The sequence below is a fragment of the Tistrella mobilis genome (assembly GCF_039634785.1).
GTDB lineage: Bacteria > Pseudomonadota > Alphaproteobacteria > Tistrellales > Tistrellaceae > Tistrella > Tistrella mobilis.
Genome location: NZ_JBBIAB010000014.1, coordinates 68,808 through 91,927, shown reverse-complemented (window position 1 = coordinate 91,927; position 23,120 = coordinate 68,808). Strand labels below are relative to the sequence as shown.

At 67.6% G+C, this 23,120-nt stretch carries 23 protein-coding genes and 1 pseudogene; 9 read left to right on the top strand and 15 right to left on the bottom strand.

All coding sequences use genetic code 11. The annotated features are described in order from the left end of the window. Nucleotides 1–8: 8 nt before the first annotated feature. From WI697_RS19120 to WI697_RS19100, 5 genes are all read right to left on the bottom strand, one after another. On the bottom strand, nucleotides 9–668 hold the full coding sequence (locus WI697_RS19120; RefSeq protein WP_345959591.1) for an ABC transporter ATP-binding protein: 660 nt from the start codon (nucleotides 666–668) through the stop codon (nucleotides 9–11). A gap of 19 nt (nucleotides 669–687) precedes the next feature. Further along, nucleotides 688–1,437, bottom strand: a complete 750-nt coding sequence (locus WI697_RS19115) for an ABC transporter ATP-binding protein (protein ID WP_345959590.1) — start codon at nucleotides 1,435–1,437, stop codon at nucleotides 688–690. Then, on the bottom strand, nucleotides 1,434–2,444 hold the full coding sequence (locus WI697_RS19110) for a branched-chain amino acid ABC transporter permease (protein WP_345959589.1): 1,011 nt from the start codon (nucleotides 2,442–2,444) through the stop codon (nucleotides 1,434–1,436). The genes WI697_RS19115 and WI697_RS19110 overlap by 4 nt, the downstream gene beginning before the upstream one ends. 14 nt (nucleotides 2,445–2,458) lie before the next feature. Continuing rightward, nucleotides 2,459–3,355, bottom strand: coding sequence for a branched-chain amino acid ABC transporter permease (locus WI697_RS19105; protein ID WP_345959588.1), 897 nt, complete (start codon nucleotides 3,353–3,355; stop codon nucleotides 2,459–2,461). 114 nt (nucleotides 3,356–3,469) lie between these two features. Next, nucleotides 3,470–4,783: an ABC transporter substrate-binding protein gene (locus WI697_RS19100; protein WP_345959587.1), complete on the bottom strand. Its 1,314-nt coding sequence runs from the start codon at nucleotides 4,781–4,783 to the stop codon at nucleotides 3,470–3,472. A gap of 635 nt (nucleotides 4,784–5,418) precedes the next feature. Between WI697_RS19100 and WI697_RS19095 the strand changes: the two genes are divergently transcribed. Further along, the gene (locus WI697_RS19095) at nucleotides 5,419–6,174 is read left to right on the top strand and encodes a hypothetical protein (protein WP_345959586.1); all 756 of its coding nucleotides are present in this window, start codon (nucleotides 5,419–5,421) and stop codon (nucleotides 6,172–6,174) included. Between the two features lie 187 nt (nucleotides 6,175–6,361). Here WI697_RS19095 and WI697_RS19090 read toward each other — a convergent pair whose 3' ends face one another. Then, nucleotides 6,362–7,003, bottom strand: a complete 642-nt coding sequence (locus tag WI697_RS19090) for a DUF2239 family protein (RefSeq protein ID WP_345959585.1) — start codon at nucleotides 7,001–7,003, stop codon at nucleotides 6,362–6,364. Nucleotides 7,004–7,124: 121 nt separating this feature from the next. Between WI697_RS19090 and WI697_RS19085 the strand changes: the two genes are divergently transcribed. After that, nucleotides 7,125–7,469, top strand: a complete 345-nt coding sequence (locus tag WI697_RS19085; RefSeq protein ID WP_345959584.1) for a GIY-YIG nuclease family protein — start codon at nucleotides 7,125–7,127, stop codon at nucleotides 7,467–7,469. Nucleotides 7,470–7,487: 18 nt separating this feature from the next. Here the strand turns inward: WI697_RS19085 and WI697_RS19080 are convergent, their stop codons facing one another. Together WI697_RS19080 and WI697_RS19075 are read right to left on the bottom strand one after the other, a co-directional pair. Next, complete coding sequence (locus tag WI697_RS19080) at nucleotides 7,488–8,132, bottom strand: rhomboid family intramembrane serine protease (RefSeq protein ID WP_062764841.1); 645 nt, start codon at nucleotides 8,130–8,132, stop codon at nucleotides 7,488–7,490. 141 nt (nucleotides 8,133–8,273) lie between these two features. Then, nucleotides 8,274–9,032: an SDR family oxidoreductase gene (locus WI697_RS19075; RefSeq protein ID WP_372016444.1), complete on the bottom strand. Its 759-nt coding sequence runs from the start codon at nucleotides 9,030–9,032 to the stop codon at nucleotides 8,274–8,276. 268 nt (nucleotides 9,033–9,300) lie between these two features. On the opposite strand from WI697_RS19075, the gene WI697_RS19070 reads away from it, so the two are divergent. Together WI697_RS19070 and WI697_RS19065 are read left to right on the top strand one after the other, a co-directional pair. Further along, nucleotides 9,301–10,107 (top strand): SDR family oxidoreductase, encoded by an 807-nt coding sequence (locus WI697_RS19070; protein WP_345959583.1) that lies wholly within the window; start codon nucleotides 9,301–9,303, stop codon nucleotides 10,105–10,107. A gap of 213 nt (nucleotides 10,108–10,320) precedes the next feature. Next, complete coding sequence (locus tag WI697_RS19065; protein ID WP_345959582.1) at nucleotides 10,321–11,610, top strand: ABC transporter substrate-binding protein; 1,290 nt, start codon at nucleotides 10,321–10,323, stop codon at nucleotides 11,608–11,610. A gap of 13 nt (nucleotides 11,611–11,623) precedes the next feature. Here WI697_RS19065 and WI697_RS19060 read toward each other — a convergent pair whose 3' ends face one another. Then, entirely contained in the window at nucleotides 11,624–12,322 is a 699-nt protein-coding gene (locus WI697_RS19060; RefSeq protein WP_062764833.1) for a DJ-1/PfpI family protein, read from the bottom strand. 89 nt (nucleotides 12,323–12,411) lie between these two features. Here WI697_RS19060 and WI697_RS19055 point away from each other — a divergent pair, with 89 nt between their 5' ends. After that, nucleotides 12,412–13,350, top strand: coding sequence for a GlxA family transcriptional regulator (locus WI697_RS19055; RefSeq protein WP_345959581.1), 939 nt, complete (start codon nucleotides 12,412–12,414; stop codon nucleotides 13,348–13,350). Nucleotides 13,351–13,408: 58 nt separating this feature from the next. Here the strand turns inward: WI697_RS19055 and WI697_RS19050 are convergent, their stop codons facing one another. Then, nucleotides 13,409–14,887 (bottom strand): FAD-binding domain-containing protein, encoded by a 1,479-nt coding sequence (locus WI697_RS19050; RefSeq protein WP_345959580.1) that lies wholly within the window; start codon nucleotides 14,885–14,887, stop codon nucleotides 13,409–13,411. A gap of 141 nt (nucleotides 14,888–15,028) precedes the next feature. Here WI697_RS19050 and WI697_RS19045 point away from each other — a divergent pair, with 141 nt between their 5' ends. Both WI697_RS19045 and WI697_RS19040 read left to right on the top strand, forming a co-directional pair. After that, nucleotides 15,029–15,454 carry a type II toxin-antitoxin system HigB family toxin gene (locus WI697_RS19045; RefSeq protein WP_082828588.1) on the top strand — a complete coding sequence of 142 codons (426 nt, stop codon included), beginning with the start codon at nucleotides 15,029–15,031 and terminating at the stop codon, nucleotides 15,452–15,454. Then, nucleotides 15,342–15,752: a helix-turn-helix domain-containing protein gene (locus WI697_RS19040; RefSeq protein ID WP_296710300.1), complete on the top strand. Its 411-nt coding sequence runs from the start codon at nucleotides 15,342–15,344 to the stop codon at nucleotides 15,750–15,752. The genes WI697_RS19045 and WI697_RS19040 overlap by 113 nt, the downstream gene beginning before the upstream one ends. A gap of 16 nt (nucleotides 15,753–15,768) precedes the next feature. Here WI697_RS19040 and WI697_RS19035 read toward each other — a convergent pair whose 3' ends face one another. Beyond that, nucleotides 15,769–17,235: a protein adenylyltransferase SelO gene (locus WI697_RS19035; protein ID WP_345959579.1), complete on the bottom strand. Its 1,467-nt coding sequence runs from the start codon at nucleotides 17,233–17,235 to the stop codon at nucleotides 15,769–15,771. Nucleotides 17,236–17,421: 186 nt separating this feature from the next. Between WI697_RS19035 and WI697_RS19030 the strand changes: the two genes are divergently transcribed. Both WI697_RS19030 and WI697_RS19025 read left to right on the top strand, forming a co-directional pair. Beyond that, on the top strand, nucleotides 17,422–17,673 hold the full coding sequence (locus tag WI697_RS19030) for a type II toxin-antitoxin system Phd/YefM family antitoxin (RefSeq protein WP_345959578.1): 252 nt from the start codon (nucleotides 17,422–17,424) through the stop codon (nucleotides 17,671–17,673). A 59-nt stretch (nucleotides 17,674–17,732) separates the two neighbouring features. Continuing rightward, nucleotides 17,733–17,879 (top strand): annotated as a pseudogene (locus WI697_RS19025) (VapC toxin family PIN domain ribonuclease); the annotation flags it as partial. On the opposite strand, the gene WI697_RS19020 reads toward WI697_RS19025, so the two are convergent. The 4 genes from WI697_RS19020 to WI697_RS19005 all read right to left on the bottom strand — a co-directional run bounded on the left by WI697_RS19020 (nucleotide 17,880) and on the right by WI697_RS19005 (nucleotide 23,080). Next, complete coding sequence (locus WI697_RS19020) at nucleotides 17,880–19,106, bottom strand: SLC13 family permease (RefSeq protein ID WP_345959576.1); 1,227 nt, start codon at nucleotides 19,104–19,106, stop codon at nucleotides 17,880–17,882. 125 nt (nucleotides 19,107–19,231) lie between these two features. Beyond that, nucleotides 19,232–20,593: a hypothetical protein gene (locus WI697_RS19015; RefSeq protein ID WP_345959575.1), complete on the bottom strand. Its 1,362-nt coding sequence runs from the start codon at nucleotides 20,591–20,593 to the stop codon at nucleotides 19,232–19,234. A 178-nt stretch (nucleotides 20,594–20,771) separates the two neighbouring features. Further along, a complete protein-coding gene (locus tag WI697_RS19010; RefSeq protein ID WP_345959574.1) occupies nucleotides 20,772–22,319 on the bottom strand; it encodes a Fic family protein in 1,548 nt (515 codons plus the stop codon). Nucleotides 22,320–22,492: 173 nt separating this feature from the next. Further along, nucleotides 22,493–23,080, bottom strand: coding sequence for a YajG family lipoprotein (locus tag WI697_RS19005; RefSeq protein WP_062764807.1), 588 nt, complete (start codon nucleotides 23,078–23,080; stop codon nucleotides 22,493–22,495). Nucleotides 23,081–23,120 lie beyond the last annotated feature (40 nt).

The following is a 23,120-nucleotide window of genomic DNA, read 5'->3' as shown; positions in this document are numbered from 1 at the left end:
GCGGCAGCTCAATGCGCCGCAGCACCGGCCGCGGCATTGGCGCCGCGTTCGATGACGGTCACGTCGTCGTAGAGCGATTTGTCGTGGTTCATGTCGGAATGCGAGATCAGGATCGACTGCTTCTCGGCACGCAGCCGGCCGATGACGTCGGCCAGGCGCTGCGCCAGCGCCGGGGCGACACCCTCGAAAGGCTCGTCCAGCAGCAGCAGTTTCGTGCCGACGGCCAGCGCGCGCGCCAGCGCCACCAGCTTCTGCTGACCACCCGAGAGCAGCAGGGCCCTGCGGTCGCGCATCTCGGTCAATTCCGGCATATAGCCATAGACCAGGTCGAGCCGGGGCTTCGGCTTCAGGCTCTTCGACACCCAGACCGGCAGCAGGATGTTCTCTTCCACCGTCAGTTCGGGGACGAGACCGCGATCTTCCTGCATGAAGCCGATGCCGAGCGCCGCCCGGGCGTGTTTGGGCCGGGTGGACAGGTCGATGTCCTCGAAGGTGATCCGGCCGCCGGTCACCGGCAGATGGCCCATCACCGTGCGCATCAGGCTGGTCTTGCCGGCGCCGTTGCGCCCGACCAGCCCGACCATATGGCCGGTGCCGACGGTGAGGTTCACATCGCGCAGCACCCGGACCGAGGCGATGGCGGTGGAGACGTGATCGATCTGGAGCATGGGGATCTCTCCTCCGCCGTCAGTGGCCGGTGACGTGCCGGCGCACGCCCTCGTCGGCCATCACCATGTCCGGGGCGCCGTCGGCGATGATCTGGCCGGCATAGAAGGCCAGCACACGGTCGGCATAGGCCCCGACGATGTCCATGTCGTGTTCGACGAACAGCACGGTCACCCCGTCCCGATCCAGCGCCGCCATGATCCGGTCCATGAACGGGAACTTCTCTTCCGCCGACACGCCGCTGGTCGGCTCGTCCAGCATCAGCAGCTTTGGCCGCCCGGTCATGGCGAGGGCGATGTCGAGCAGCTTGCGGGTGCCGCCGGCCAGTTCCAGCACCGGCCGGTCGGCGATCGCCGCCAGGCCGAACCGCTCCAGCACCGCAAGTGCCGCATCGCGCGCTTCTGCCGACCGCGCCGGGCGGAAGAAGGGCAGCCCGCCCTCGGCCGCCGCCCGCGCCGCCAGCATGTTCTCGAGCGCCGTCAACTCGGCGCAGAGCTGAGGGATCTGGAAGGACCGGGCGATGCCGCGGCGGGTCAGCCGCCGCGGGTCCAGCCGGGTGACGTCTTCCCCCGCCAGCAGGATGGATCCTTCGTCGGGCTTCAGATAGCCGGTAACCATGTTGACGAAGGTGGTCTTACCGGCGCCGTTGGAGCCGATGACGCTGAGCCGCGTGCCCGCCTCGACCGCGACCGAGATGTCACGCGCGGCGGTGACGGCACCGAAGGATTTCTGGAGATTGCGGGTCTCCAGCACCGGGGTCGCCTTGTTCATCGGCCGCTCTCCTTGGCAAGAGGCCCATCGGCGACAGGCTCGTCAGCGGCGGGGCCGCGGCGGCTCGCGGGGCCGCGATGCCAGATCGACCCGATGCCCTTGGGCAGGAACAGGATCACCGCCAGCAGGAAGGCGCCCAGCGCCAGCTGCCATGTCTCGGGGAAGTAGAGATTGGCGAAGGACCGGACCAGTTCCAGGATCAGCGAGGCGACGAACACCGCCACCACGCTCACCTGGCCCGACAGGATCGCCAGGAACACGATCTCGCCCGAAGTGGTCCAGTAGGCGAAGGTCGGCTCGATATGGCCGAGCGCGATGGCGGCGAGCGCACCGCCGATGCCGCCATAGACCGCGGCGACGACGAAGTTGACCGCCATCATCGAGCGCACCGAGGCGCCCATATATTCGACGCGGAGTTCGTTCTCCTTGACCGCCAGCGACATCAGCCCGCGCACGGAATTGAAATGCGCGGCCGCGATCGCCGACAGGATGCCGGCGGTGACGATGGCGAGCAGGAACAGCGCGTAATCGGCGGTCTCGGCCGTGGGCTCGACGCCCAGAATGGCCGGGCGGGCGATGTTGAGCCCGTCGGAGCCGCCAAGCGCGGTCGCCTTGACCAACAGACCGTAGAGCACCATCGACAGCGCCAGCGTGAGCATGGCGAAGAAGATGCCGCGATAGCGGGCGAGCAGCGGGCCGAACACGGCGGCGACGACACCGGCGGTGATGCCGCCCAGGATCAGCAGCCAGACCGCATCGGCAAGGCCCAGCCACGGCCCGGCCAGACCGGCGGCATAGGCGCCGAGGCAGAAGGGCAGGCCCTGGCCGAAGGAGACCAGGCCGCCGCGCATCATGAAGACGAGACCAAGCGCCACCACCGCATGGGCGATGGCCATGGTGGCGAGGAACAGCAGCCAGGACGGCAGCGCCAGGCCGGCCGCGGCCAGGGCCGCCACCACCAGGGCAGCCACCCCGAGCGGGCGCAGGACGGCGGATCGGGTCGACATCAGAGGCACCCCCGTCAGATCTTGCGCGCCTGGACGCGGGCGAACAGGCCTTCCGGACGGAAGACCAGCACCGCGGCCATCACGAGATAGATGATGAACAGCTCGGCATCGGGCACCAGATGCACCGCACCGGCGCGGGCGATCCCCACGATCAGCGCGCCGATCGCGGCACCTTCGATCGAGCCCAGCCCGCCGATGATCACCACCGCGAAGCTCAGAATGATCACGCCGACGCTCAGCCCCGGCTGGACCGAGATCTGCGGCGAGGTGAAGGCACCGCCGAGTGCTGCCAGGAACACGCCGCAGACAAAGGCGCCGACATAGACCCGGTTGATGTTCACGCCCATCGAAGCCGACATCTCAGGGTTGTGGATGACGGCGAGGACGATCTTTCCGATGGTGGTGCGATTGAGCCCGAACCAGACCGCCAGGCCACAGAGCACGGCCAGCCCGATCAGCGCGATGTCGTAGCCGACATAGAACAGCGGTCCGGCCTCGATATTGCCGAACAGCATATAGGGCTCCGACACGTAATAGGGGTCGACCCCCCAGACCAGCTTGACCAGGTCTTCGAGCATCAGGAACAGCGCATAGGTGACCAGCACCAGCAGCACCTCGTCGCGGCCGTAGAACAGCCGGAGCAGGCCGCGTTCCAGCAGCGGCCCCAGCAGTGCCGCGACGCCGGCGGCGGCCAGCAGCATGGCGAACAGCGACCATTCGGGCGCAAGCCCCAGGCTCACGAACCAGCCGACGGTCGAGGCGGCGGCATAGGCGCCGATCGCGTAGAAGCTGCCATGGGCGATGTTCAGGATCTTCAGCACGCCGAAGACCAGGGTCAGCCCCAGCGCCACGATGAACAGCCAGGCTGCATAGATCAGCCCGTCCACGAGGACGGTGAGCAGAAGCTCCATCGGAGATGTCTCCGGGAAGACGACGGGTGGGGCTTGCGCCCGAGACGGAACGGCCGGTCCGGGCGGCGGGGCGGATTGCCCACCGGCCGGACCGGCCGCGGAGGAAGGATCAGGTCAGTTGCACTCTGCGCCGGGGAAGCCGGCCTTGATCCAGTCGAGCGCCTTCATGTCGGCGGGCGGGTTCACGCACTTCGCCGGATAGCGGCCGACATCCTCGATCACCACCATCTTCTTGTCGGCGTCATAACGGGTGCGGCCGAAAGCGATGTCCTGGATCGCCTGATGACCGTCGCCATTGGCCATGGTGATGGTGCCGGCCGGGCTTTCCCAGCTGGAGCCCTTGAGCGCGGCCGCGATCTCGTCCGGGGTCGGCTTCTTGCCGCCGTTCGACGCCATCGCCTTCTCGACCGCGGTCTTCAGGCCAAGCAGCGCCTGGGCCATGCGGTAGGGCGCCTGAACCGGATAGACGCCATGCTCGGCGGTGTAGGTCTTCTGCCACCAGTCGTTGAGCGGGCTGGGCTGGCTCATCAGACCATAGGCGCCGCGGGCGCCGATGATGGTGCCGTCGGGCATCTTGTCGCCCAGGGCCGGCAGGACATGGTCGGCAGCGGACAGCACGACCTGACTGCGCTTGAACAGGCCGCGCGGACCCGCCTGCAGGATCAGCGCCTGCAGGTCGCCGCCCCAGGCGCTGGAATAGACCACGTCGGAGCCCTGGCGGAGCAGCGCCGAGATTTCGGTGCCGTACTGGCCGGCGCCGAACTTGGGCAGCAGATCAGCTTCGAACTTCGCCTCGGGATAGAGCTGGCCCATGGCGGCGACGAAGTCGTTGCGGCTGTCATGGCCCCAGGCATAGTCCTGGTTGATGCCGCTGAAGGTGTTGATCTTGACGTCGTGGTCCTTCAGGTAGCGGACCAGGCCGACATTGTCCATCGTGGCATGGGCGGCGGTGCGGAAGACATAGCTGAACTTGTTGTCTTCAAAGATCCGCGGCGTGCCGCAGTCGAACAGGATCAGCAGCGCCTTCAGCTCTTCCGCCACCGGCCCGACCGCCAGGCAATCGCCCGAGCTGATATAGCCGACGACCGCGTCCACCTGCTCGCGCTGGATCAGGTTACGCAGTTCCTGCACCTGCTTGGTGGCGCCGCCGGCCTCGTCGATGATCACCGGCTGGATCTCGAGCCCGCCGAAGCCCTTGGTCGCATAGGGGGCCGGCAGCTGGCCGGCATTCAGCCCGGCGATCATGGTCTTGGCACCGTTCGCCGCCGGCACGCCGAAGGCTTCCGCGGCCTGGCCGGACAGGAAGGTGACGATGCCGAGCTTGAAGGTCTCGGCCGAGGCGGGAACCGCCCCGAGGGCAAGGGCCGCGGCGGCGACGCCGCCGGCCAGACCGCAGACGAGGCGGCCCAGGCGCGTGCGCATGGTCATTGGTGGTTCCTCCCTTCAGGCGCCGTCCGGGAGCCCCCGCCGGCCCTGCCATTGTTCGAACAAGCGTCCGTTCGATGCATCGGCCGCCGATCCCGTCATCCCATGTCCCAAGGCGCCACATTCCGGTTACCTCCCGGATGGCGCCTCAAACAGTGTTCGGATGTCGACTCGGCCGCTCTTTTTGTAAGGATATTGCCTGGCCATCTTAGGAGCCTGAGACAGGGCGGGTCAATGGATCAGGTCGGATGATCCGTTATATGGACCTTCTGTGCAGGTGCAGCATTTATGAACGCAGGCTGAAAGCCGCAGTCCGCCTTGGATCCGACATGGCGCAGTCTGCGAAAATGTCGCTGTATAGTCTGCACACCCGCACACCGTCAGGACGGATTGTCGGACCATCCGACAAGCATCGCTGCAAGCCTTCGGAGAAAATGGCAATGGCGGCCTATGGTGGGGGCAGCGACACCGCCGTCTCTATCCGTTTACATTTAGCACACGGGGGTTGATCAATCGCTGTACAGTATAGGAAAATCGGACAACGTCGGGCAGCTTGACTTATGCGGGCAGCCGCCGCCATGTGAACGATAGCAAGCCCCGCGTATTTAACGCGCCATTTCAGTGCTTCGGGATGCGATATGTCCTCTCAAACGAACAAAAATTCGTGCTTTTCTCCGAAAGAAATAGAGCATATTGGTTCAATTTTAAAAGAAATGGCATCTGCAAAAAATATTGCATATGCGTTCAAAGGATCAAAATCACTATATTTAATTGAAAAAATTTCTACAATTATTACTATAATTTCTACATTATCTATAATTTTTTCAAGTTTTTATATGTATATTTCATCTTATGATTCTTTATTCATGCGTGTTGTTATTATTTTTGGATATCCAATATCCATAGTTTCTTATGTTTTCTATTTATTATCAACTAGTATCATTATACTACAGATTCATCGAAATCATTCTTCCAAAGCCTTCTTATATATTAACAGAGATGCATCAAATAATATCGAATATCTTAAAAAATTGAGGGGATTCACGAAGCCTGCACTTGAGTGGTACCTACTGCATTATCGTCATCATTGGGAGTGCATAGATAAGCGTGTTGCACTTAGAATAGGCGACCTCCCAAAGATCGGCCTTCTCCCTGCACTTATGGCTGCATCTGTGGTAGCAAGCACCTTGATCAAATATGAATCCAATATTGTCTTATGGATACCCATGATCATCTTCTGCCTATTTTATATTGTAGGCTTTTTTAATTCAAATAATCGTAATCAAAACAAAAAGGTCATTGCTGTCTTAGAATACACAATCGCCCACATGAATGATCAAAAGCAGCATGAACCATATAGTCCACGCTTCATCAATAAAGGCAAATACTGTTGAGCACCTGGGCCAGTATCGCCTAAAAAAATGGCGTGCAGCCGCCGGAGGGGACGACTGCACGCCGGGAACGCCCCTCTGCCGGCAGGGGCCGCCGGCCTGGGGATGACGGGCGTTCCGATCACCTGGAACGGCCCGATCTTCCTGCACGCCGCCTGCCCCCGCAAACGAGGCTTTCTCGGGGTGAGGGTCAGGAGGATTGACCCTTTTCCGACGTGCCCTCGCCGAAGGCAGCGGCGGCCAGCCGGCGCGCATGGCCGGCGATATCGGCGGGCCAGGCGGTCATCGCCGCATCGAAGCCCGCGCGGTCGGCGGCATGCAGCGCCCTGAGCGCCGCCTCGTATCCCGGCAGGTCGCCGGCCATGGCGGTCATGAAGCGGTGCGCGGCGGCCTGGGCCGCGCGGATGCGCGCCGGGCCGGCATCGCGGCGGCGCGCCTCTTCCACCAGCCGGCGCAGGGCGACCGAGGCACCGCCCGGCTGGTCGGCCAGCCAGTCCCAGTGCCGCGGCAGCAGGGTCACCTCGCGCGCGACCACGCCCAGCTTCGGCCGGCCGCGGCCGCGCGGTACCTCGTCCGGCACCGGGTCGGGGGCAAGGCGTGCCACCACCTCTTCGGCCGAGCCGCGCAGATCCAGATCGATCACCGCGCCGCTCCGGTCGTCGAAGACCAGCACAGGACCGCCCGCCCCGGCCTCGATGGCGACCGTCACGGCCGCGGCGACGCGGGCGAGAGGACCGGCGGCTATGCGGCGCGGGCCGTCGAAGGCGGTGCAGGGGGTGGAGGCGGTGACGGGGGTGGAGGCGGTGACGGGGGTGGAGGCGGAGACAGGCATCGGCCGGGCCTTTCGGTGAGCGACACCGCTTTTATACCCGGGTATTATTCCCTTGGCAAACCACGCGCCGGATGGTATCGCATTTTTTACCCGGGTAAAAAATAACGGAAAGGACGACGTGATGAACCGGCAGGATCGCAAGGCGGCGATCAGCGCCTGGAAAGAGCGCAGGAGCGCTGCAGGCATCTATGCCCTGCGCTCCGCCACCACCGGTGCGGTCTGGGTGGGGGCGGCGCCGGATGTGCGGACGATCCGCAACCGGATCCTGTTCACGCTGCGCCATGGCAGCCACCGGGCGCGCGATCTTCAGGCCGCCTGGGCCGGCGACGGCGAGGCGGGGCTGGGATTCGAGGTGCTGGAGGTGATGGATCCGGGCGAGGAAACCCCGGCGCCCTATGTCGTCACCGACTGGCTGAAGGCGCGTGCCGCCCATTGGCGGGCGGTGCTGAAGGCCTACCCCCTCTGACGGCCCCCCTCTGAGGGGTCAGCGCCTGGGCATCGCGAAGGGGAAAAGCGCCAGACCGGCCAGGAAGCCGCCGATATGGGCGACCCAGGCGACCGATTCGCCCTCTGCCCCCGGCGTGCCCCAGATGCCGGTGATCACCGCGGTCGCGATCCACAGCAGGGCCAGCGGCAGAATGGCGCCGCCGCTGGCGCGGTGGCGACGCATGATGATCAGCACGCCCGCGAACAGCCCGCTGATGCCGGCCGAGGCGCCGATCATCGGCACCATGCTCTCAGGGTAAAGCAGCACATGGGCCAGCGCGCCGGCCCCGCCGCAGACCAGATAGAACACCACCATGCGCAGCGGGCCGATCACCCGTTCGACACCCGCGCCCCAGGCCGCCAGCAGCGCCATGTTCAACAGCAGGTGCAGAAAGCCGCCATGCAGGAACTGAAAGGTCAGCGGCGCGATGATCGAAGGCAGGTCGAAACCGGGACCATAGGTATAGCGGGCGGGAATGACCGCGGCGTTCGCGATCAGCTCCCAATCCGTGCCCTGGGGCAGGATCTGGCGCACCAGATGCACGATCACGTTGATGGCGATCAGGATCTGCGTCGCCCGCGGCAGGTTGAACATCGGCTGCCGGCGGCGCAGCTGCTCGGCCATGCGGGGATCGTGCTGCATGCGCAAGTCTCGTCTCTCCTCTGCGGGGCCCGCGAAGAGGGCGGGACCGGGGCGCCGGCAGGCATCCGGCGCCCCTGCATGTCGGCGATCGGGCCGCCGCTGTCAATGGTGGCGACCCGCCCGGCTTTCGACCCGCCCCGATCAGATCACGTTCAGCCGGTTCCAGGTCGGGCTGATCAGGATCTCGTTCAGGCAGACATGGGCCGGCATGGTGGCGACGAAGCGGATGGTCGCGCCCAGATCTTCCGACTGGAGCATGCGCGCCTTGTCTTCGGCGGAAACCGGCACCGGCCGGCGGTCCAGGATCGGGGTGTTGACCTCGCCCGGGCAGATCGCGCAGGCGCGGATGCCGTTCTGGCCTTCCTCGATGTTCAGGCTGGCATTCATCGCCAGCATGGCATGTTTGGCCGAGTTGTAGGCGGGCCCGGTCAGGCGCGTGTCATAGCGCCCGGCCCAGGACGAGACGTTGATGATCAGCCCGCCGCCGGCCTTGCGCATCGCCGGCAGCACCGCATGGGTGCAGTAGAAGGCGCCGTCCAGATCGACCCGGATCACCTGATCCCAGCCCTCGGGCGAGACCACGTTCCAGGCGCGTTCCGGCACGTTCAGCCCGGCGCTGTTGATCAGGATGTCGATCCGGCCCTGGGCGGCCAGGATCTCGTCCGCCACCCGCTTCACCTCGGCCTTGTCGGCGACGTCGAGCAGGGCGATCAGGGCCTGGCCCCCGGCATCGCGGATCCGCCCGGCCACGGCCTCCAGCGGCTCGGCCCGCCTTCCGCTCAGATAGACCACCGCACCGGCTTCGGCCAGCGCCACGGCACCGGCCTCGCCGATGCCGCTGCCGGCACCGGTCACCCAGACGACCTGGCCGCTCAGGGGTTGGTCAGTCATCAGGCGCATCTCCTCTCCCGGATGATCGTCCGGACACGGACTGTCCGGTTGCGGATGAAATCATGCAGGAGCCGGCCGCCGACCGCCATGCCAACGCGACTTGAAACCGGGTTGGGCATGCGGCCCCGCTTCCGGCCGCCCGCCTGCCCGCTTATGCTGAACGCCCAGCCCCATAAGACGCCGGCCCCATAAGACGCCGGCCCCATCAAACACCGGGCCCAACCGGCGCACACCCGCGGGGCATCCGCAGGGACGGACAGGAGAGGAGACCCGGCAGATGACCGGCTTCAGTTTCGATTTCACCGGCAAGACCGTCTTCGTGATGGGCGGCACCTCGGGCATCAATCTGGGCATCGCCCATGGCTTCGCCCGGGCCGGTGCCGCGGTGGCGGTGGCCAGCCGCAAGCCCGAAAAGGTTCAGGCCGCCGTTGCCGACCTCGCCACCCATGGCGGCGCGGTCGAGGGCTATCAATGCGATGTGCGCGACGTGGCCCAGGTCCGCGCGGCCTTCGAGGCGACAGCCAAGGCGCTGGGCCCGATCGACGTGCTGATCTCGGGCGCTGCCGGCAACTTCCCGGCCCCTGCCCTCGGCATCTCGCCCAACGGCTTCCGGAGCGTGGTCGATATCGACCTGATCGGCACCTTCCATGTGATGCGCGAAGCCCATCCGCATCTGCGCAAACCGGGGGCGGCGATCGTCAACATCTCGGCCCCGCAGGCCTTCCAGGCCATGGAGCTGCAGGTCCATGTCTGCGCCGCCAAGGCCGGCGTCGACATGATCACCCGGGTGCTGGCCCAGGAATGGGGGCCTGAAGGCATCCGCGTCAACAGCCTGGTCCCCGGCCCGATTGCCGGCACCGAGGGCATGGCACGGCTTGCCCCCACGCCCGAGGCCAACGCCATGGTCGACCGCAGCGTGCCGCTCCGCCGCCAGGGCAGCCCCGAAGACGTCGCCCGCGTCGCCCTGTTCCTGGCCTCGGATGCCGCATCCTATGTCAGCGGCGTGGTCCTGCCGGTCGATGGCGGCTGGTCGGCCGGCGGCGTGCCGCAGCTGACCCAGGGCTGGGGGCATGGCCAGGGCTGACGCCCTGCCCGCCGGCCTCCAAGTCCAGAAACACCCCGGCGCATGTCCTTTGATGGCCGAAAACGCCGGAAATCCGCCCTTGTGGACATAATCCCGCCCCCTTAGCCTCGATTGTATAAGACGGCCCGATCAGAAGATGCAGGATCAACTTGCCGATCGGGCCGCATACGCAGGGGAAGACTGCGGAAACGGACGTCACAGGGGGACCACGACATGATGACGAAGACGGACGACAGGCCCGCGTCGACAAGACGCGGCCTGGCCGGTCGGCTGCTGGCGGCCGCCGCCATAACCCTATCGGCCGCAGCATTGGCGCCGCTGCCGGCAGAAGCCGCCGGGACCTCGGGCGCCGGGATTTCGGACAATGTGGTCAGGATCGGCGTGGTCAACGACCAGTCGGGGCCGCTGTCGGATCTGGCCGGCGCCGGATCTGTGGTCGCGGCCGGGCTGGCGCTTGAGGATTTCAAGGCGCTGGCACCGTCGCTCAAGGTCGAGATCGTCGCGGCCGATCACCAGAACAAGGCCGATATCGGCGTCGAGGTCGTGCGCAAATGGTATGAAGCCGAGGGCGTCGACATGGTGGTCGATGTCGGCAATTCGGCGGTCGCGCTGGCCGTACAGTCCATCGCCCGCGAGCGGAACAAGCTGGTGATCTATGCCGCGGTCGGCACCACCGACATCACCGGCAGCCAGTGTTCCCCCACCGGCCTTGCCTGGCTGCATGACAATTACAACCTGGTCAGCGGCCCGATCCGCCGGCTGGTGGCGCAGGGCCAGGACAAATGGTTCTTCATCGCCGCCGATTATGCCTTCGGGCAGAACATGGTGAAGGAGTCCGAAAGCGCGCTGAAGGCCGCCGGCGGCACCTCGATGGGCGCGGTGTTCCACCCGCTCGGCACCACCGACTACGCCTCTTTCCTGCTCCAGGCGCAGAGTTCCGGGGCGGATGTGGTCGCTTTCGCCAATGCCGGCGCCCAGCTCGTCACCTCGATGAAGCAGTGGAACGAGTTCGGGATGAGCACCGGTCCCCAGCGGGCGGTGGCCGAGCTGATGTTCCTGACCGACATCCATGGCATGGGGCTGGAAACCGCCCAGGGCCTGACGGGCGTCACCGCCTGGTACTGGGATCTGAACGACGGGACACGGGCCTTTGCGAAGCGCTTCTTCGACCGCCACGGCGCCATGCCCACAGCACCCCAGGCCTCGGTCTATTCGGCGGTGCTGCACTATCTGAAGGCGGTGGCGGCAACCGGCACCGACGAGACCGGGCGGGTCGTCGCCCATATGCGCGCGACGCCGGTCGACGACATCTACGCCCCCGGCGCCCGGCTGCGCGCGGACAACAAGCTCGTCCACGACTTCTATCTCGTCCAGGTGAAGCAGCCGGGCGCGCAGGAGAAGCCCTGGGCCTATTACAACGTGCTGGAGACGATCCCGGCCGCCTATGCCTATCGCCCGCTCAGCGAGAGCGATTGCAGCCTGGTGACCGCTGCCGGCAAGTGACGGCCGGGCCTCGTCAGTCCGGGCGGGGCGAATGTCCCGCCCGGATCTGCCGTACCAGATCCATCCGCTGCTGCCGGGCCAGCCGGAAGCGGTCTTCCATCACCGCCAGAACCTCCGCCGGCGCCGTTTCCGGAGACCCGGCATCGAAGGGCGGCGCCGGGTTGTATTCCATGCGCAGCTGGATCGTCTCGGCAGCCTGACGGTCCAGCAGCCGGGCGATGATGGTGAGGCCGAGGTCGATGCCGGCGGTGACCCCGCCGCCGGTCATCCGGTTGCGATCGATGCAGACCCGCTCCCGCGAGACCGTCACGTCGAACAGGGCCAGGGCCTCGACCGCGCTCCAATGGGTCGCCGCCCGATAGCCGTCGAGCAGCCCGGCCGCGGCCAGGACCAGCGATCCCGTGCAGACCGAGGTGACATAGCGCGCGCCCGGCGCCTGGCGGCGCAGGAAGTCCAGCACCTCGGGATCGGCCATCAGCGCATCGGTGCCATAGCCGCCGGGCACGCAGATCACGTCGAGCTGCGGGCAATCAGCGAAGGTGGTCGTCGGCGTGATCGACAGAACGCCGTCGCTCTGGACTGCATCTGTGTTTTTCCAGAGCAGATGAACCTCTGCCCCGGGTAGAAACGAGAAGACCTGGAGTGGCCCGGTCATATCCAGCTGGGTGATATTCGGAAAGACCAGAAGACCGAACCGCAGATTCTTAGACATCGAACACCTCAAAACGACTTGACGAGATGACGGTGCCATGTTCGGATTAAATCCGAAATGCCGTAGTTCCCTCATAAACGGACAGAACCGTGATCGGCATCCTGATCTTTCCCGACTTCCAGCTTCTGGACGCGACCGGGCCGGCATCGGTCTTCGAGATCGCGCAGCGCCTGGTGCCGACCGCAGCCACCTCCCGGATGATCGCGGTTGAGCCGGGTGCGGTGCGCAGTTCGTCGGGGGTGGAAGTTCTGGCGGCGGGGCTGCGATCGACCGAGGCCGTCACCACCCTGGTCGTGGCCGGGGGCCTCGGGGTCGATCAGGCCACCGGATGCCGCACCACCCTCGCCCTGGTGCGCGATCTGGCCCGGCGGGGGGTGCGGATCGCCAGCGTCTGCTCCGGCGCCTATGTCCTGGCGGCGGCCGGGCTGCTGAACGGCCGCAAGGCGACGACGCATTGGTGCCGCACCCAGGATTTCGTCGCCCGCTATCCCGAGGTGAGGCTGGATCCCGACCGCATCTTCCTGCGCGACGGCAATATCTGGACCTCCGCCGGCATCACCGCCGGCATCGATCTGGCCCTCGCCCTGATGGCCGAGGATCATGGCGATGCGGTGGCGAAAGACATCGCCCGGCAGCTGGTGCTCTATCACCGCCGCGGCGGCGGGCAGTCGCAATTCTCGTCATTGCTGGAGCTGAAGACGCCGGACGGCCGCTTCGGCCCGCTGCTGTCCTGGGTGCGCGAGAACCTCGACAAGCCGCTGACGGTGGAAAGCCTGGCCGAACGGGCGGGGTTGAGCCCGCGCCATTTCGCCCGCAGCTTCACCGCAGAGACCGGCTCGACCCCGTCGAAGGCGATCGAGCGGCTGCGGCTGGAGGTTGCGCGCGAACGGGTCCAGTCCTCGGGCGAATCGATCGAACGGGTCGCCGAGACGACCGGTTTCGGCGATGCCGAACGCATGCGCCGCGCCTTCCTCCGCGCCTTCGGCCATCCGCCGCAATCGGTGCGCCGGACGGCGCGGCTGTCCTGATCCGACCGGCCGCTTCGGGTGCGAGGCCTGCGCTGGCCTTTCAGAATGCGATGGCCCTTTAGAAATCGAAGCCCAGCTGCCGCGGATCGACCGGCTTGCGGCGGCCGCGGCGCGGGGGTGGCGGGGGTGTGGCGGCATCGGCGGGTGCCGCGGCAGCGGCGATCTGGAGGCGGAGCCGTGCGGCACGCAGCGTGGCCGCGGGGTCGGCGACCGGCCGGGCATAGTCGCGGCCGGGCGTGATGCCGGCCGCGGCCATCACCTCGGCCGGTGCCGTCCAGGGGGCATGCAGCCAGGCGGCCGGCAGGCGGGCGAGTGCCGGCAGATGGGTGCGGATGAAGCGGCCGTCCGGGTCGTGTCGTTCCGAAAAGCGCACCGGGCTGCCGGGCCGCGGCACGGTACCCCCGGCGGCGCCGATGGTCTGATCGCGCAGCCGGCGCCAGTGGATCGCCGGTTCGTAATCGACCAGGCCGCGGGCCAGCGTCAGGCCCGCCCGCACCGGATCCAGCTCCAGATGCAGCACCGCCACCTGCATGACCAGGGCCCTCAGCGTGAAGGGCAGCCAGCCGTCGCGGGCAAGCGCCTTCATCGCCGCATCGACGATCGGCCAGCCGGTCTCCCCCCGGCTCCAGGCCTCGAACAGCGGGGTGCCGGCCGCCTGGGGCATCAACTCGCCGGGCAGATCCGGCGGCGGATCGGCAAGGGCCGCGCCGCGCAGGTTCAGCCGTTCGCCGAAGACCTCCAGCGCCCGCGGCCGGGCGCCGGTGATCGCCTCGGGCAGGTCGCGCAGCTCGTCGCGGCGCCGGGCGGCCGCCGCCCGCACCTCGCCCGCCGACAGCGTGCCCCAGGCCAGATGCGGCCCCAGCCGCGACACCGCCTCTCCCGCAACCGCCGGGATCGCCTGGTCGCGCAGATAGCGCGGCAGCCGCCGCTCCAGAAATCGGGTGGTGGCGGCAAGCCCGGCACGCCTGCCCCCGGCCGGGCGGCCGGGGCAGGTATCGGGCAGCCAGCCCGGCACACGATCGCCCATCACCCGGTCGATCGTCTCAGGGATGGCGCCCGGCTCGATACCGGCAACCGGCGGCAGCGCTTCGGGGGCCGGCAGCGGCGCCCTGGCGGCCGGGCCGGGCGTCGTCACCCGCCAGGGAATGCCCTCCCCCGCCGCCCAGGCGGCCACGGCGGCATCGCGGTCGCGGGTGCCGGGCGTGCCGTCATCGGCATGGGCCCAGAGCCCGGCGATGCCGTGGCTGCGATGCAGCGCCGCCAGCACCGGCACGGCGGCCCCGGTGCGCAGCACCAGCGGCTGGCCCAGCGCCGCCAGATCGCGCCTCAGATCGACCAGCGCCTCGCGCAGGAACGCCCAGTGGCGGCCCGCCAGATCGGCCCGCCGCCAGAGATCGGGATCGAAAACATAGAGCGGCAGCAGCCCGGCACCCGCCGCCCGCGCCGCCTCTGCGGCCGCCGTCAGCGGCGCATGGTCGGCCGGGCGCAGATCGCGCCGGAACCAGACCACCTGCACGCCTGCCGCCGTTCCGGCCATGCCCGTCTCCCCCTTGTCGGTTCCCGTCGAAGGATAGCGCAGCCGCGACACGAGTCCATGACAGCCGGGAGGGCGACGCCCCACGGCTGCCCGCCGGTGGACCATTGATCCCAAAGCGGGTTCCCTCGTATAGTCTGATCCATGAGGATCATCGCCCGCAGCACGCTTCACGATCTGATCACCGACCTGAAGGGCCACAGGGACCGACGGGCGGTCAGAACCGCGCTCGACCTCTGGGTCGCCGAGGTGTCGGCAGCTGCGTGGCCGGATGCCGCCGCATTGACCCGGCAATACCCGACCGCAAGTCTGACCGGTGTCGACCGGGTGGTGTTCGGCATCAGGGATGGCGGCTATCGCCTGGTCACGGCCGTCGACTTCGACAGGGGCATCGTCTGGATCCGCTGGGCGGGCCGGCACCGCGCCTTTGATAAAATCGACGTCATGGAGGTGAACCATGTCCGCGAGCCTGAAGCCCATCCGCACCGGATCGGACCACGCGGCGGCGCTCGCCGAGCTGGAGCAGCTGTGGGGCGCCCCGGCCGGCAGCCCCGAAGGCGACCGGCTTGAGGTTCTGACCATCCTGATCGAGGCCTACGAGGCGCAGCATTTCGCGCGGAACCATCCCGATCCGATAGATGCCATCCTGTTCCGCATGAACGCCCTGGGGCTGAAACGCAAGGATCTGGAGCCCATGATCGGCACCCGCGGCCGGGTCGCCGAGATCCTGAACCGGCGCCGCCCGCTTTCGATCGAGATGATCCGCAAGCTGCACGAGGCGCTGGAGATCCCGGCCGAGGTGCTGATCCGCCAGACCGAGCTCGTGCCGCCCACGCCCCTGGCCTCGACCACGTCCGACGGCGACTGAACGACAGCCGCCGCCCTTACGTGCCGCAGAAGGTCCGATAGCGGCCGCTGCCCGCGGGTGGCGGTGCCTCATAGGCTTCAAGGCCGTCCCGCGCCTCGTAGGGGCGGGACACCACCTCCAGCAGGCGGCGGAACGGGGTGAGATTGCCCTCTTCCGTCACGGCGGCCAGCGCCATTTCCACCTGGTGGTTGCGGGGGATGTAGACCGGGTTGGCTGCCGCCATGGCGGCCTGCTGCTCGGCCTCGGGCGCGTCATCGGCCGCGCGGCGGCTGCACCAGCGCGCATGCCAGCTGCGGAAGCCTTCATCGGCCCAGACGCCGTCTTCCGGCAGGGTGCCAGTGGTCAGGTGGCGGAAGGTCAGCGTGTGGTCGGCGCCACGATCGACCATCCAGGCGACCAGATCGCCGATCAGCGCGGCATCGCCCGGCTGTTCCGACACCAGGCCCAGCTTGCGGCGCATCATCGCCTGCCAGGCGGTGGTATAAAGCGCCTCGAACCCCTGGATCCGCTCCTGCGCCACGGCCACCGCCGCCTCCTGGTCGTCGTCGATCAGCGGCAGCAGGGCGCCGGCCAGGCGGGCCAGATTCCACTGGGCGATGGCCGGCTGGTTGCCATAGGCATAGCGGCCGCCGCGATCGATGGAGCTGAACACCATCGCCGGGTCGTGGGCGTCGATGAAGGCGCAGGGGCCGTAATCGATCGTCTCGCCCGAAATGGTCATGTTGTCGGTGTTCATCACGCCGTGAACGAAGCCGACCCGCATCCAGTCCACGATCAGCGCCGCCTGGCGCCGGATCACGTGATCGAGCAGCGCCAGCGCCGGCACCCGGTCGAGCGCGGCATCCGGATCATGGCGGGCGATGGCATAGTCGAGCAGCGCCTTCAGCCCGGCGACATCGTGGCGGGCGGCGGCATACTGGAAAGTGCCGACCCGCAGATGGCTGGCGGCGACGCGGGTCAGGATCGCCCCGGCCAGCACCTCTTCGCGATAGACCGGCTCACCCGTCGCCACCACCGCAAGGCTGCGGGTGGTGGGGATGCCGAGCCCGTGCATCGCCTCGCTGATCAGATATTCGCGCAGCATGGGCCCGAGCGCCGCGCGGCCGTCGCCCATCCGCGAATAGGGGGTGGGCCCCGATCCCTTGAACTGGATGTCGACCCGGCGGCCGTCGGGGGTCAGATGCTCCCCCAGCACGATCGCGCGGCCGTCGCCCAGCATGGTGAAGCCGCCGAACTGATGGCCGGCATAGGCCTGGGCCAGGGGTTCGGCACCATCGGGCAGGCGGTTGCCGGCAAAGAGCGCCGCAAGCTCCGCAGACCGGTCGTCGATCCCGCCCGGCGGCACCAGCCCCAGCGCATCGGCAAGCCCCTGATTGAACATCACCATCACCGGCGCCTCCACCGGTGTCGGCCCCTGCCGGGTGTAAAAGGCCCCGGGCAGACGCGCATAGCTGTTGTCGAACCGCCAGGTGAGAGCCGTCATGACGTCGGGTCCTCGCTGAAGATGGCAACCCCGGGGGGCGCCGACTGCACCCACCCTGCCTGGACTGGCCGGTGCCTGTCCACCTGCATGCCTGTCCACCTGCCGTTTTGGGGCGGGGGAGCAGCTTGCATTTCCCGGACGCTACAGCAACATACCTACACGACACGCCTTTGCCGGAGGCCGCCCATGACCATCACGACACTGTCCAGCCGGGAACTGAATCAGGATGTCAGCCGCGCCAGAAACGCGGCCAGCAACGGACCTGTCTTCATCACTGATCGCGGCAAGGTCGCGCACGTCCTGCTGACCATCGAGGACTATCAGAAGCTTACGCAACAGCGCCGCAGCATCGCAGACCTTCTCGCAATGGGCGAAGCCGCAGAGATCGATTTCGATCCGCCGCGCATGGGCCTCGGCACGCCGCCGGCAGAGTTCTGACAATGTATATCCTCGACACCAACGTGGTGTCCGATCTGCGCAAGGTCCGCGCCGGCAAGCGGAACGAACATGATGCACTGATCGCAGCCACAGCCCTCGTCCATGGCATGACGGTCGTTACCCGGAACGTTGCCGACTTTCAGCCCACCGGGGTCACCATTCTCAATCCCTGGCAGCCGGCGAGAGCCGGCTGGATCTGCCCATGATCAAACGACGAACCAAAGCAGCGCCAGCCCCATGCCGGCCAGGGTCATCGGCATGCCCGATCGGGCATGGGTCGCGAAATCCACCACCAGCCCCAGGCTGCGGACGCGTTCGACCGCGATGATATTGGCAAGGCTGCCGACCACCAGAAAGTTCCCGGCGAGCGTCGAAAGCACGGCAAGCGCGGTCAGCGCCGCCGGCGACCAGTCGGGCTGGATGGCCAGCAGCAGCATCACCAGCGGCACATTGCCGATGGTGTTGGAACCGGCAAGCGTCAGCGGGGCCATCACCGCCAGCCGGTCCGGCGCGATGCCGGCCTCCGCGAGCCAGGCCAGCGCCTGCCCCGGCAGACCGGTGGCGGCGAAGGCGCCGGTCACCACGAACAGGCCGGCGAAGAGCAGCAGCAGCGACCAGTCGACCTCGGCCAGCAGGCGGCGGGTCTCGATCCGCCGGCTGATCATCAGCGCAGCGGCGATGGCCACCGCGGCCTCGACATGGGGCACGGGGGTCGAGAAGGCGACCAGCACCGCAACGAGCGCCACCACCGCCTTGATCAGCGCCGGGCGGTCGACGGCCGGCGCCATCCCCATGTCGGGGGCAGTTCCGGACAAGCTGTCCGCCGCCAGATGCCAGCGCTGCCGCCAGACCAGGACGATGGCGAGATGCACGGCCAGAAGGGCCGCGAGCGAGGGCACGGCCGCCGCCGCGGCATAGCTCCAGAAATCGAGCCCGCCCAGCTGGCCGATCAGGATGTTCTGCGGATTGCCGATCAGGGTCAGGGCCGATCCGGCATTCGCCCCGCCCGCCAGCCCCAGCACGAAGGGCCGGGGATCGAGCCCCCGCCCCCACACCCCGCGGGCCAGCGGCAGGGCAAGCGCGAAGACCACGACATCGTTCGACAGCACGGCCGAGGTAAGCCCTGAGACCGCCACCACCAGCCCCAGCAGCAGGGCCGGCCCCACCCTGCCCGCCGCCAGCCGCGCCGCCGCCCGGTCGTAGAAGCCGGCGAGTGCGAACTGCGCCGACAGGATCATCAGCGCGAACAGCAGGATCAGCGTCGGCCAGTCGATCGCCGCCAGCGCCGCCTCGGGCGTCACCGCCCCGCTGATCACCATGGTCAGCCCGCCGATCACGGCAATCCCCGTCCGGTCCACCGCCAGCCCCGGCCAGCGCCCGGCCGCCATGCCGGCATAGACCGCCAGGAAGATGGCGAGGGTGAGCCAGGTCATCGGCGGACCGGCTGGTCGAAGGCGGAGCCGGCAAAGGCCATCGGCATGCTCGCAGCGGAGAGGGAGGGTCTCCGTCTATCGGCCTGTCGCGGCCGGAGGTCAAGGGCGTCGGGATATGTTCCCCCTCAGATCCGCTCGAACGTCACGAAGGGGGAGAGCAGCGAGATCAGGAAAGCGGCCGGGTTGAGCAGCGGCGGGGCATCGTGGAGCAGCGGTTCGGCGCGGGCGGCGGCGTCGATATCGACCGCGTCACCCGTGCCGGGGACCAGGGCATCGGCCAGCGCGCGGGCGATCAGGGCCTGGCCGGCGCCGTTGAGATTGAGGTTGTCGATGCCGTAGAGCCCCGGGGTTTCGGGATCGATGATCAGATTGCCGAGGGCCAGACGGCGGCCGCCGACATCGACCGGCAGGCCCGCGCCGCCATGCTTCTGGTCGTAAGGGGCCAGCAGGGTGGCCGGGTCGACCTCGATCACCCGGTCGGCCGTGCGGCCGATGGCGCCGCGGAAGGCCTCCACCGCCTTGCGCCAGGTTTCGGCGGCATGGGCGTCGAATTCCACCACCTCGCGGCCGGTCATGTCGCCGCGCATGGCCAGGAAGCCGACATAGCGCCGCCAGTGGTCGCGCGCCTTGGGGTCGCGGCCGGGGTCCTGCTCGTCCGGGTGCAGGGTCTTCGGACGAAGATTGGCGACCAGGCCGGGCCGGGGCAGGCCCAGCAGAACCACGCGCTGCGTCTCTTCCAGCCCCGGCGCCAGGGCCTCTCCCAGCCGGCGCATCGCCTCGGGCAGGCGGGCGAGGCGGCGGTCGAAAACGTCGATCCGCTTGCCGGCCATGATCGCGCTCACCAGCCCGTCATTCTGGCCGACACCGATCACCAGCCGCTTGGGCCGGCGCAGATCGACATGGTCGACCTGGGTCAACCCGTCGAGTTCGGCCAGGCCGCGCGGGTTGAGGGTATGGACGGTTTCCACCCCCATATGGATCTCGACCAGTTCGTCACCCGGCAGGCCCGCGGCGGCCCGGAAGCGCTTCGCGGCCCCCGCCAGCATCCGCCGCGCGCCGCCGGCACTGCCCGAGGCCGCATCGGTGAGGTCGGCCACCGCCGCGCCGGAAATCGCGAGCACGTCGAACCAGGCCGGACCCTCGGCCTTCGGGCCGGCCAGATCCGCCTCCCACAGCGCCAGATCGCCCAGGATCCGCTCGCGGAAACCGGCGACGTTCAGGGCGCCCGCCGCCAGATCGCGGCAGGCCTGCTCCATATCGGCCAGCACCGCCCGGGGCAGCGTCACCGGCCGGATCGGCAGCCCGGCGGCCGCAGCGGCCATCACCGGCGGTGCCGCCGCCGCGCGGCGGCCGTCGAGGGTGGCGGAACTCATCCCGTTGAGCGCGTTGTCGCCGATCACCATCAGCTCGGGCGACCGGAAGCCGCGCCCGTCGATGGCGTCGATCATCTCTGCCAGCGCAGACCGCGCCGCGGGTTCGAGGGCCATGATCCTTGTCTCCTCCCTGGACGCGGAGCCGGAGCGATCATCCGGGCATGATTTGAATGCATGCCATCAGATGCGCGCCTTCCGCGCTTTTCTTATGGTGATAACTATACCATGAAGAGAAACGACACGGCTACGGTCGCGCCGGGGATGCAGGAGCAGAGAGGCGGCAGCGCCTGGCCTAGCTTCGTTCACCGAAGATATCGGCATAGAGTGCCTCCACCGCGGCCGCCTCGCCGTCGGTAAGGGCCTGGAACTCCCTGCGGCGCGCCCGGCCCGAAAGCTGCCCATTCCCCTGTAGAATGAAGCGGAACAGCAGATCGATCATGCGGTCGGGCATGTCGACGATCGCCGTCACCCCGTCGCGGAAGCTGTCATAGCGCCGCAGGAAGGCCGCTTCGTCAGGCAGGTCGACCTCGATGGTCTGGATAACGCACGCCTGGAGAAATTCGGCATGGGGGGTCGCGTCGAAGAACCGGTAGAAGTCGGCTGTGTCGTTCAGAACCTGGATATTGTGCCGCGCGGTCGGCAGCCACTCGACAGCCGGCAGCAGCCGCTCGGAATAGCTTTCCAGCGCGCGGCGATAGCCCTCGATATGCCTGAGGATTGCCGCCGAGACCGGAAACACCACGCCGGGCGGATTGAACCCGCGCGCTGCCAGCACGTGATGAATGAGATAGCGATGCAGCCGGCCATTGCCGTCCTCGAAAGGATGGACATAGACGAAGCCGAAGGCGAGCACCGCTGCGGCGATGACCGGGTCGAGCGCCGCAGCAGGGCCGTTGGCGAAAGCCAGCAGCCCGCGCAGCAGCGACGCCAGATCCTCGGGCCGGGCGCTCACATGGCCTGGCAGAGGCAGGCGGGTCTCGCGATCATGCTCTCCGACGAAACCGCCTTCTCTGCGAATGCCGAGACGCACGAAGCGGGCATCCCCGATCACCAGCCGCTGCAACCTCAGAAGATCGTCCAGATCCAGTGGATGTCGGCCGGCCTCGCCGATCGCACGCCCCCAGCGCTGGATGCGATCCTGCGGTGGATGCTCTCCTTCGATCGCATAACTGGACCGCGAATCTTTGAGCAGCAGGAAAGCCGCCGTGCGCGCCAGAAGATCCCGCGGCACCTGCGCCGCAACGGCGCGGGCGCGGCTGGCCAGATCGCCGGCGGCAAGCCGCTCCAGCGCCTCGGTCCGGAAGACCAGCGGGCAGAAATCCGGTGTCCCCGGAAGATTGTCCCGAACCCTCTGGCGCCGGATGCTGCGGGTCTCGCCGGGAAACTGGATCCGGGGGTCCAGTACGGCGACATATGCGCCGGCAGACGCATCCGGAAGATCCAGAAGGCGGCCGGTCAGCCACTCGTACAGGAACCAGATCCGTCGGGCATGGGCACCGGTGGGCGCGGCACGCACGAGCGCCTCGACCGGCTCAGGGCCGATACAGAGGAACAGCCGCTTGAGGATGGCCAGATCCAGGCCCTCATAGCGGAGCGCAAACACCAGATGGCCTGTCAGATCGCCGGCCGGCGCATGTCGCGGGGTCAGCAGACGCCAGGCATCGTCCTCGACGATCCGATGGCGGATGCCGATCGCGAACAGGCGGCGCGGCAGAGGCACGTTCAGCCGGTACGCCTCGATCAACGCCGCATACCCCGCCGGGGTTGCGAGCGCCGGCAGACGCCGATCCCGGAAGACCGTCACACGACCGGGAAAGGCGGCATCCGATGCGGCACGCATGACAAATCCTCCGGCTGTCGTGAAAAACGATTCCACGCCGTGAAGACCGATTCCTCAAGCCTTTTGATCGTGAAAAACGATTCCAAAGACCTTCACCGCCGGAAGCCGCACCCAACGAAAAACCGCCGGGCATCGCTGCCCGGCGGCGGGGTGGGTCGGCGGGTGGGCCGGCCTTATTTCGCGGCGAGCAGCGCCGCCTGAAGCGCCTTGTCCTGCACGACCTGGCGGACCGCCTCACGCAATGCCTCTTCCAGCGCCGGGGCGGCGTTTTCGGCCGAGGCCATCATGATGTCCTTGTTCATGCCGACCGCGCGATAGGCGCGGCTGTAGACCAGCGTGCCGTCGGGCTTCGTTGCGGTCAGCATGAAGGCGACCTCGGCCACGGCGTCGCCGCTCCAGAAGCCGGTCTTGAAGTCGTTGTAGAAGGTCTGGGTCTCGATCACGACATGGATGCCGCCCTCGCCGATGGTGAAGCCCAGCGACTGCAACTCGGTGCGCACCGCGTTCGCAACCTCGGCGACCACGTCATTGGCCGCAAGGATGCGGGCGGTCTCCATGCCGTAGCCGTTCTTCTTGCTGGAGATGCGGTCGCGGTTGGCGACGCGGCCATCCTGGCCCACGACTTCCAGCGTCACGTCCGATGCCCCCTGCACCAGCTCCAGATTGGCCGGGGCGGTGTAATGGACGGGGATCGAATCTTCGGTGAAGGCGCAGGCAGACAGCATCAGCAGCCCGAGGGCCACGGTGATGAGCTTCTTCATGGCAGGTTCGGCTTTCCTGGGGGGAGCGTCGTCGGGTGCC